A 10078-nucleotide genomic window follows, 5' to 3' on the forward strand; every position below is an offset into this window, starting at 1 on the left:
AACTGTAAACCGCCGTCCCATTGCAATTTATCTAAATCCCTATTAGGGATTGAAACGGAGCAGCGAAAGTTATGGCAACCTCTACGATTACAATTGCAATTTATCTAAATCCCTATTAGGGATTGAAACTCATCATGAAAAGTTATACCATCGCAGTGAAATAATTGCAATTTATCTAAATCCCTATTAGGGATTGAAACCCATAAGCTTTTGCTTGGCGCTCAATGAACCGATCGAGATTGCAATTTATCTAAATCCCTATTAGGGATTGAAACTTAGACTGATGAGGTGTTTTTGGTATTCAGCTAAACATTGCAATTTATCTAAATCCCTATTAGGGATTGAAACAGACTTCTCCAGGGTTTATCTGCATTGACTACTCAATTGCAATTTATCTAAATCCCTATTAGGGATTGAAACTGAAGCCAAACAAGCTGCTAATAATTCTACTCATTGCAATTTATCTAAATCCCTATTAGGGATTGAAACGCGACACCTCGCGGGAAGGACTGCTAGATTTAATAGCATTGCAATTTATCTAAATCCCTATTAGGGATTGAAACCCTCTCCTGTTTTATTGGGGAATCAAAAATAAGTAAAATTGCAATTTATCTAAATCCCTATTAGGGATTGAAACTAGGCACAGGAAAAGTGACACGACCAAGCTCGTCGATAAAATTGCAATTTATCTAAATCCCTATTAGGGATTGAAACCTGTAATTCTGTGTTTTGAGCATTGTGTGAGCATTCACAAGATTGCAATTTATCTAAATCCCTATTAGGGATTGAAACAAAGCAAGCACAGAGTCATCGGGAATAATAATTCCATTGCAATTTATCTAAATCCCTATTAGGGATTGAAACAGATATTAATTGTTCGTCCAATTTTTCCAGTATCGGATTGCAATTTATCTAAATCCCTATTAGGGATTGAAACAGGTACATTTCTACAAATTCGCATGAAATTGCCACCCTTATTATTTATTGCTGCTTATTGAGAATACATCTGATAAATTTTCCTCTTCAAAATGTGTTTTTTAGAGATAAATGTAATTTTTTACTCTTTTTTGATGAATTTAATTCCGTAATAACCGATTGTGACAGTTAAGGGTGCGGAATGTGAGATAGATTTGAAGTCATCGCAGTGTTTCATCCCAGAGCTAGACGCGAGTGTTCTTCATAGTTACCTACTATAAGGTAGGAAATGTACCTCACCGAATCGGAAACTGGAGAGAAAAATGAGGTCGTGGACTAGCTAAAGTTTTGGAATTCGTCATCATGTATGAACTAATTCAAGCTGTCTTCAACGGTGATGAAAAAACTGCTCTGCATCAGTTGATTTCTACGTTGAGTGCTTCAGGTAAGGGTTATTTTCTGAGAAATGAGATTTTGCAAGCTTTTGCCGATTACTGTCATCAATCCCAAAAGCCAGCTTATTTTTACCACTCTTCTTCTGTTGGCAAACTGATAGAGTACACTCACGAAATAATTATCGAGGAGGAAAATACCTGGTTCGTGGTTCGACCAAAGATTGCTAACCAGCAGGTTTGGCGACTAACAGCCGATTTTAATAACTTCGAGCAGATGACACCGCAAGTACTGCTAGATGTAAGAGATCGCTTAGTCAACCGCTACCAACCCGACATCCTCGAAATCGACCTCCACCCCTTTTATGATGGTTCTCCCAGAATCGACGATCCCAGAAATATTGGTCAAGGTTTAGCCTTCCTTAACCATTACCTGTGCAATCAATTGTTGACTGATCCCGAATATTGGGTAGAAATGTTGTTTAAAGCATTACAGGGCTTAAAACACAATGGGGTTCGCCTACTGTTTAGCGATCGCATTCCCTCCGGTATTCAGTTAGCCAAACAAATTAAGTTAGCACTTAATTTGCTAAATGAGCGATCGCCTGATGAACCTTATGAAAAATTCCGCTTAAACCTCCAAGAACTCGGCTTTGAGCCGGGTTGGGGTAACACTGCGGCGCGAGTTTCCGAAACCCTAGAACTCCTCAACCGACTCATTGACTCCCCAGAACCTGGCATCTTAGAAGCATTTGTGGCCCGTGTCCCCGCCGTTTTTCGCGTCGTCCTCGTTTCCATCCACGGTTGGGTTGGGCAGGAAGATGTTTTAGGAAGAGATGAAACACTCGGTCAAGTTATCTACGTGCTTGAACAAGCTCGCAGCTTAGAAAACGAACTACAGGAACAAATTAAACTCGCTGGACTAGACCAGCTAGGCATTAAACCCCACATAATTATTCTCACTCGGCTAATCCCCAACTGTGAAGGAACATTTTGTAATCTGCGTTTAGAAAAAGTCCAAGATACTGAAAATGCTTGGATATTGCGCGTTCCTTTTGGTGAATTCAATCCAGAAATCACCAACAATTGGATTTCTAAATTTGAGATTTGGCCTTATTTAGAACAATTTGCCATAGATGCAGAAAAAGAATTACTAGCTCAATTTAAAGTCAAGCCTAATCTTATTGTTGGTAATTACAGCGACGGTAACTTAGTAGCCTTCCTTCTATCTCGCCGGATGAAAGTTACCCAGTGCAACATTGCTCATTCTTTGGCAAAACCTAAATATCTATTTAGCAATTTATATTGGCAAGATTTAGAAGAAGAATATCATTTCTCCGTACAATTCACCGCCGATTTGATTAGCATGAATGCCGCCGACTTCATTATCACATCGTCCTATCAAGAAATTGTCGGCACACCCGACACAATAGGTCAATATGAGTCGTATAAGTGGTTTACAATGCCGCAGTTGTATCATGTAGTTGATGGCATTGATTTGTTTAGTCCTAAATTCAACTTAGTGCCGCCGGGAGTAAATGAGAATATTTTCTTTCCCTTTAGCCAAAAAGAAGACCGAGATTCTCACCTTAGTACACAAGTCCACGACTTACTATTTAGCCGCGAAGACCCCCAAATCTTTGGTAACTTAGATCGCCCTAATAAGCGACCAATCTTTGCCGTTAATACCATTACTTCAATCAAGAATCTCACTGGTTTAGCTGAATGCTTTGGTAAAAGTCAGGCGTTGCAAGAACGTTGTAACCTGATTATCTTAAGTAGTAAACTGCATCCAGATGAAGCTATAAACCGAGAAGAAGCAGAAGAAATTCAAAAACTCTATGACATTATCGATCGATATCATCTCTCTGGCAAGATTCGCTGGGTGGGGATGCGTATCCCTAGCATTGAACTCGGCGAAGCCTACCGGGTAGTTGCAGATTCTCAGGGAATTTATGTCCATTTTGCCCGCTTTGAATCCTTCGGGCGGAGTCTTTTGGAAGCGATGATTTCCGGCTTGCCTACTTTTACTACTCAATTTGGCGGTTCTTTAGAAATTATCGAAAACCAAGAAAACCGATTTAATGTTAATCCTACGGACTTAGAAGAAACAGCAAAGAAAATTATAGAGTTCCTTGACCAATGCGATACTCACCCTGAATACTGGCACGAAGTTTCAGAATGGATGAGTCAGCGAATTCATAATCGATATAATTGGCATTTACATAGTAATCAATTACTACTGCTTGCAAAAATGTTTACTTTTTGGAACTTTGTTGCACCAGAAAATAACGAAGCCAGAGATCGCTATATGGAAACCTTATTTCATCTCATTTATAAACCTAGAGCCGAAAAGATTTTAGAAAAACACATGAGGGTAATTCCTAATTCCTAATTCCTAATTCGTAATTGGGAGTAGATTGGATATTTTGAGTCTATAGAGAAGGGGAGTTAGAACTTGAAACATTAAGCTCAGATACTCGTTCATCCATTTTTGAACTCCGTTCATCCACCTTTGAACTCCGTTCATCCACCTCTGGACTCCGTTCATCCACCTCTGAACTCCGTTCATCCACCTTTGAACTCCGTTCATCCACCTTTGAACTCCGTTCATCCACCTTTGAACTCCGTTCATCCACCTTTGAACTCCGTTCATCCACCTTTGAACTCCGTTCATCCACCTCTGAACTCCGTTCATCCACCTTTGAATCAAATTTCCCAATTCCCACTTTATGGAAACAAAAGGCCGTTCTCGCCATTTTACATACACAGACTGGATATTAAGCGAAACCCAGTTTGACCCAGACCAATTGCAATCTAAAGAAACCGTCTTTACAATCGGCAATGGGTATCTAGGAACAAGAGGCAGTTTTGAGGAAGGGTATCCTCATGCATTGCCAGCTACTTTCATCAACGGTGTCTACGATGATGTGCCAGTAGTATACACTGAACTGGTAAATTGCCCTGACTGGCTACCCTTGATAATAATTGTGAATGGCGAATCTCCTTCCCTGCGGGACGCTGCGCGAACGGAGACGCTACGCGAACGCTTCCGTCTCGATCAAGGTGAGATATTAAGCTACGATCGCCAACTCGATCTCCGTCAAGGACTACTCACCCGTGCTTTGCGTTGGCGTTCTCCCAGTGGAAAAACCATAGATATTAGCTTTGAACGCTTTGCTAGTCTTGCAGATCCGCACGTGTTGGCGCTACGCTGCCATTTAACGCCAGTAGATTTCGATGGGTTAATTGAAATTCAAGCTAGTATCAACGGCTATCCCGAAAATCAGGGTTTCAATCACTGGGAAGGACTAGATCAGGGCAAAACAGACCAAGGAATCTGGTTGCAACGCCGCACCCGCCACTCCCGAATTGAACTCGGTATGGCTGCTAAGGTGACAATATTAGGTGCTGAAGCATCTTTGCAAGTCAATACTGCACCCGGTTATCCAACCTTAAGCACTACCTTTTTGGCTAAGGCGCAACAGACCGTAACAGTAGAAAAATTAGTCACAGTTTTTACCTCGCGGGAGATTGATACCCCAGTCTCAGCCGCTCAAGAAAAACTTGCGCACCTGCCAGACTTCGCAACTCTACAAAAAGCCAATCAGCAGGCATGGGATGAGGTTTGGCAGCAAAGTGACATCCTGATTGAGGGGGATAGCACAGCGACTTTTGCTGTTCGCTACAATCTGTTTCAGCTGCTGATTGCTGGCCCACCCAATGATGACAGGGTAAGCATTCCTGCTAAAACCCTTTCGGGATTTGGCTATCGCGGTCATATATTTTGGGATACAGAAATTTTTATGTTGCCCATGTTTATATTTACCCAACCAGCGATCGCCCGAAACCTACTTACTTACCGTTGGCGCACCTTACCAGGAGCTAGACGCAAGGCAACCCATTACGGTTATAAAGGGGCAATGTTTGCCTGGGAAAGTGCTGATAGTGGAGATGAAGTAACACCACGTTGGGCACTCGGAAATGATTTTTATGGTGAAGACGTGCGGATTTGGTGCCGCGATCGCGAAATTCATATCAATGCAGATATTCCCTACGCCGCTTGGAATTATTGGCAAACCACTGGTGATGATGAGTGGATGCAAAAGTGCGGCGCAGAGATAATCTTAGATACCGCTATCTTCTGGGCTAGCCGGGTAGAATTCAATTCGGAGCGCCAACAGTATGAAATTCGGGGCGTAATCGGAGTAGATGAATACCATGAACTCGTTCACAACAACGCCTTTACAAACCGGATGGCGCAATGGCATTTAGAGAAAGCGATCGCAGTTTATGATTGGTTGGTTCAAAAATTCCCCGAACGAGCCAGAGAATTAGAAGAGAAACTGCAACTCACCTCAGAACAGCGAACGCACTGGCAAGATATTATCGCCAAAATATTGTTTCTCTACGAGCCATCAACAGAACTAATTGAGCAGTGCGAGGGATTTTTCCAATTAGAAGATATAAATTTAGCAGACGACAAAGGGCGCGATCGCTCCATGCAAGCCGTTTTGGGTGTGGATCAAACTAACAAATATCAAGTAATAAAACAGCCAGATATATTGATGCTTCTTTATTTAATGCGAGAATCAACAGATTTTCCCTACAGCGAAAAAGCATTGCAGGTAAACTGGGATTACTACGCACCCCGTACAGATATTACTTATGGTTCGTCTCTTGGCCCAGCAGTTCATGCCATCTTAGCTTCCGATTTGGGCAAATCAACCGAAGCTTACGATGTGTTTATGCACGCGTTAATGGTGGATCTTGAAGATAACCGAGGTAACACCAGCGATGGAATTCATGGCGCTAGTGCTGGCGGCATTTGGCAAGCTGTAATTTTTGGATTCGGTGGCATCCAAATCACCGAAAATGGCCCCGTAGCCAATCCCCATCTACCTGATCGCTGGACGCGCCTAAAGTTTAAACTGCGCTGGGGCAATAAATGGCACGAATTCGATCTCCGCAAAGGACAAGTCGCACAAGATATAACTAGTCAACTAGAATATCTCCAACTTTCCCTATCTCCAAATCCCCCCTTATCCCCCTCATCTTCTTCATCCCCCCAAATCCCCAGTCCCCAATCCCCAATGCCCAGTCCCCAATCCCCCAACATCCAAGGATTCATCTTCGATTTAGATGGTGTGTTAACAGATACAGCAGAACTTCATTATCTAGCTTGGAAGAAGTTAGCAGATGAAGAGGGTATACCATTTAATCGGCAGGACAACGAAGCGCTGCGGGGTGTATCTCGCCGTGCTTCCCTCATGCTGATTCTTGGGAATAGACCATATACAGAAGCACAAATCTTAGAGATGATGGAGCGCAAAAATCAATACTATGTGGAATTGATTCAAAATATGACATCCAAGGATTTGTTACCAGGTGCGATCGCTCTTTTGGATGAACTGCGACAAGCGGGGATTAAAATCGGCATTGGTTCAGCTAGTAAAAATGCCCGCACAGTAATTGAGCGATTGGGCATTGCTGATAAAGTAGATGCGATCGCGGACGGTTACAGCGTACAGCAACCCAAGCCAGCACCCGACTTATTTCTGTATGCAGCCAAGCAGCTAGGAATCGAACCAACGCAATCTGTGGTTGTAGAAGATGCCACAGCAGGCGTTGAGGCGGCTCTAGCTGCTGGAATGTGTGCAGTAGGACTCGGCCCCGTTGAACGAGTTGGAGCCGCTCATGTTGTATTACCCAGCCTAGCAGGTATCAAATGGGCAGATTTAAGAGCCAAATTGAGTGACATTGCTAGATAAGAACATTAAAAAACTTCTACATAAGATTGATCAAAAGCGCGTCGCCCTTTTGTCTTTGAGAAATAACTGATTGCTTTTCATTTAAAATACTGGTTAGAACTAAGCTAAAAAATTTTTAATTTGCATCCTCCAAAAAATAAATCTCTTGTGGGGTGGGCAACATGAGCGCTCTAATTGTGCAAATTAAATGCGCAACAGCTTAAGCTTAATGCTGCTTTTTATTTCTTATGGGTGTGCTTTTGAACATTGTTACCTTCCAATAGATGCCTAAACCCCCGCAACTTCAAGCTAACAAGCTGACGAAATTGTGTTGAGAGCTAAAAGTACTAAGCTTTTAAGTTATTGTCCACCCAGAAAGACTGTACAAAAATAAATCACTTTTATTTATCGAATTCAAAATAAAAAGTAATTGCTTATATACTGAAATGTCTTTAAAGTGGAGTTAGCCGGTCAACAATTAGTTGATTGTAAAGTTTGTCTGAACAATAGCTTAGGTAAACAAACTTAATGACTTTGTATATTTAAGTGTAAGTTTAAAATATTACGCCTGTGGTGATCTCTAACAAATCAGAATACGCACTTCTAGCTCTCTTAGAGTTAGCAACCTGCTACCCTAACGGTGAAGCGCTGCAAATTCGAGAAATAGCGGTCTTACAAGACATACCAAACCGCTATTTAGAACAACTTTTAGCAACATTAAGACGTGGAGGTTTAATTAAGAGTATACGCGGAGCGAAAGGTGGCTATATTCTGGCACGAGACCCTGGAAAGATTACAGTGTTAGATGCCTTCACCTGCATGGAAGGGTCAGATATTGTTGTATCTGATTCTGAGCCGACTCCCAACACAGTAGAAGGTGAGCTAATTCAGGAAGTTTGGCAGGAAGCACGTCAGGCTGCTAATTCCGTTTTGGAAAAATATACACTCCAAGACCTTTGTGAACGAAGATCGCTCCGAAAGCAAAAGGAACTTATGTATTACATTTAGTTAAGGATGAAGTAGGAAAATTTGTAACCTTTGACTAGTTAGGCATTTTTTGTGATGCAATCCTTATTGGTAGTAATAACGAGACAACCTCTGAGGCTGTTATATGTCTGAAGTCAATTCTCAACACCCCATAAATACTGCCGCTACTCTTGTAGAGAGTTATGCAGCAGGAAAACGAGACTTTAGTAAAGCAGAACTGGGTAATGCCGATTTGCAAGGCATTAACTTGAAAGGATCTGACCTCAGTTATGCTGACTTGAGTGAAGCTAACCTAAGTGGCGCGAATCTTAGGGGAACTGACCTGAGTTTCGTGGATCTCAATCAAGCTAATCTGAGGGATGCCGATCTTAGAGGAGCATTATTGATGTCAGCGAATCTCCGCCAAGCCCATCTCAAAGGAGCAAATCTGGAAAAAGCAGACTACGATTGCAGCACCCATTTTCCTCAAGATTTCGACCCAGTGAAAGCGGGTATGCAGATCAAATTTGAGGATTGATTAACAATAGAGCCAGTTCAAGAGAGAGGAATACTGCCCTCTGACTCCTGCCTCCTTCAATGCTCTTACTCGCCTCAAGATAGAAGAGATTTCTGCCAAAAGAGTTTATTTTAGTAGAAAAGCCTATCTATGAGGTTGACAATGGAGACAAAAAGTGGAACCATCAACCGACGCGCACCACTAATTACTGCTGGAGTTTTTCTTGGTGTAGGTCTTGGAGGCTTTATTGATGGAATTTTACTGCATCAGATCCTCCAGTGGCATCACATGCTCAGTAACATTCGACCTTTGACAAACATGGCGAATATAGATTTGAACATGCTATGGGATGGGTTATTTCATAGCGTGAATTGGGTATTCACCGTGGTAGGACTTGTGTTGCTATGGCGTGCTGGAGGGCGTGATGATGTTCCTTGGTCATCACAGACTTTTATTGGGTCAATATTGATTGGAATTGGATTGTTCGATTTAGTTGAAGGTTTAATTGACCACCAAATTCTCGGTGTCCATCATGTCAAAGCAGGCCCAAATCAGTTAACTTGGGATTTAGGATTTCTTGCATTAGGTGCATTACTTGTTGTAATTGGCTGGATAATGACAAAAAAAGAGTCAAGAGTCATTAGCCATTAGGCATAAGTTATTCTCCATTCTCCCCCTTGTCTTCCACTCCTCTACTCCCCCATTCCCCTCTATGCCTACAGATACTTTTGAAAAAACTAGCTGGAGTTGGCAGTTATCTCTATTCCAGCAACAAGTGGGGGAATGGTGGGAATACCAGTTCTACCGCTTTGAGCAAGCTCTACCAGAATTGCCTACTGGATGGTCAATTAGCCCTTGGCTTGCTGAATTGCTGAAATTCCTCTTTTGGCTGGTAATAGCTTTATTTACAGTTTGGATAAGTTGGCGATTATGGCGAGAATTTAGTCCTTATCTATATTCTTGGCTAAGTAGAAGTGGCAATTTTACTGATTTTCGTGCAAAGACTCGCTCTAGTGAGTCATCTATAGCCCTTTTATTGGAGCGATCGCAAGAATTTTACCGTCAAGGTAACTACCGTGAGGCTTGCCGTTGTGTTTATTTAGCGATGTTGCAGCAGTTGGATAAAAAAGCGATCGTACCCCACAAAATCAGCCGTACAGATGGAGAATATCTGCAATTGCTGCGATCGGCTGTGACTTCTATACAGCCCTATGAAACTTTAATTACCACTCACGAGCAATTATGTTTTGGTAATGCCGAGATTTTGCCAGACAATTATCAACAATGTCGGCAAGCTTATCGGCAAATTTCTCAAGAATGATAATGATGACAAGGCAGGGATAAGGACACTCGCAGTCAATAACTACAAAAAGAAGAAAATTGCATATTGCATAAAACAAAACTCGGTAGCTAACATGTATCATAGCTACCGAGTTTTGTTTTTAAGATTATCCCTGGCATCGAGCTATTTTTGCGTAGGGCGACCCCTAAACTATCGTTGCCGCAACAGTGTTTCACCTCTGAGTTCGGGAAGGGTT

7 protein-coding genes and 1 CRISPR repeat array are annotated in these 10078 nt (G+C 42.0%); of the genes, 6 read left to right on the forward strand and 1 reads right to left on the reverse strand.

Annotation, left to right across the window (positions count from 1 at the left end; all coding sequences use genetic code 11):
* Window positions 1–19: 19 nt before the first annotated feature.
* Window positions 20–937: a CRISPR direct-repeat array (repeat unit 37 nt; unit sequence ATTGCAATTTATCTAAATCCCTATTAGGGATTGAAAC).
* Window positions 938–1278: 341 nt separating this feature from the next.
* Window positions 1279–3702, forward strand: coding sequence for a sucrose synthase (locus V7K38_RS03615; protein WP_334855528.1), 2424 nt, complete (start codon window positions 1279–1281; stop codon window positions 3700–3702).
* A gap of 40 nt (window positions 3703–3742) precedes the next feature.
* Here the strand turns inward: V7K38_RS03615 and V7K38_RS03620 are convergent, their stop codons facing one another.
* Window positions 3743–4066, reverse strand: a complete 324-nt coding sequence (locus V7K38_RS03620; RefSeq protein ID WP_334855530.1) for a hypothetical protein — start codon at window positions 4064–4066, stop codon at window positions 3743–3745.
* On the opposite strand from V7K38_RS03620, the gene pgmB reads away from it, so the two are divergent.
* The 5 genes from pgmB (at window position 4040) to V7K38_RS03645 (ending at window position 9861) form a co-directional block, all read left to right on the forward strand.
* Window positions 4040–7078: a beta-phosphoglucomutase gene (gene pgmB, locus V7K38_RS03625; protein ID WP_334855532.1), complete on the forward strand. Its 3039-nt coding sequence runs from the start codon at window positions 4040–4042 to the stop codon at window positions 7076–7078. The two genes, V7K38_RS03620 and pgmB, sit on opposite strands and share 27 nt — an antisense overlap.
* Window positions 7079–7627: 549 nt before the next feature.
* Window positions 7628–8065 carry an RrF2 family transcriptional regulator gene (locus V7K38_RS03630; RefSeq protein WP_334855533.1) on the forward strand — a complete coding sequence of 146 codons (438 nt, stop codon included), beginning with the start codon at window positions 7628–7630 and terminating at the stop codon, window positions 8063–8065.
* Window positions 8066–8168: 103 nt separating this feature from the next.
* Window positions 8169–8561, forward strand: a complete 393-nt coding sequence (locus V7K38_RS03635) for a pentapeptide repeat-containing protein (protein WP_334855535.1) — start codon at window positions 8169–8171, stop codon at window positions 8559–8561.
* A gap of 141 nt (window positions 8562–8702) precedes the next feature.
* Window positions 8703–9191: a DUF2243 domain-containing protein gene (locus V7K38_RS03640; protein WP_334855536.1), complete on the forward strand. Its 489-nt coding sequence runs from the start codon at window positions 8703–8705 to the stop codon at window positions 9189–9191.
* 61 nt (window positions 9192–9252) lie between these two features.
* A complete protein-coding gene (locus tag V7K38_RS03645; RefSeq protein WP_334855538.1) occupies window positions 9253–9861 on the forward strand; it encodes a DUF4129 domain-containing protein in 609 nt (202 codons plus the stop codon).
* Window positions 9862–10078: the final 217 nt, after the last annotated feature.

It is taken from the genome of Nostoc sp. (genome assembly GCF_036917465.1).
Lineage (GTDB): Bacteria > Cyanobacteriota > Cyanobacteriia > Cyanobacteriales > Nostocaceae > Nostoc.

Excerpts from the sequence above, each read along its gene's own strand:
- V7K38_RS03615 (WP_334855528.1), top strand. The coding sequence starts at position 1,279 with ATGTATGAACTAATTCAAGCTGTCTTCAACGGTGATGAAAAAACTGCT.
- pgmB (WP_334855532.1), top strand. The coding sequence starts at position 4,040 with ATGGAAACAAAAGGCCGTTCTCGCCATTTTACATACACAGACTGGATA.
- V7K38_RS03620 (WP_334855530.1), bottom strand. The coding sequence starts at position 4,066 with ATGGCGAGAACGGCCTTTTGTTTCCATAAAGTGGGAATTGGGAAATTT.
- V7K38_RS03635 (WP_334855535.1), top strand. The coding sequence starts at position 8,169 with ATGTCTGAAGTCAATTCTCAACACCCCATAAATACTGCCGCTACTCTT.
- V7K38_RS03640 (WP_334855536.1), top strand. The coding sequence starts at position 8,703 with ATGGAGACAAAAAGTGGAACCATCAACCGACGCGCACCACTAATTACT.
- V7K38_RS03645 (WP_334855538.1), top strand. The coding sequence starts at position 9,253 with ATGCCTACAGATACTTTTGAAAAAACTAGCTGGAGTTGGCAGTTATCT.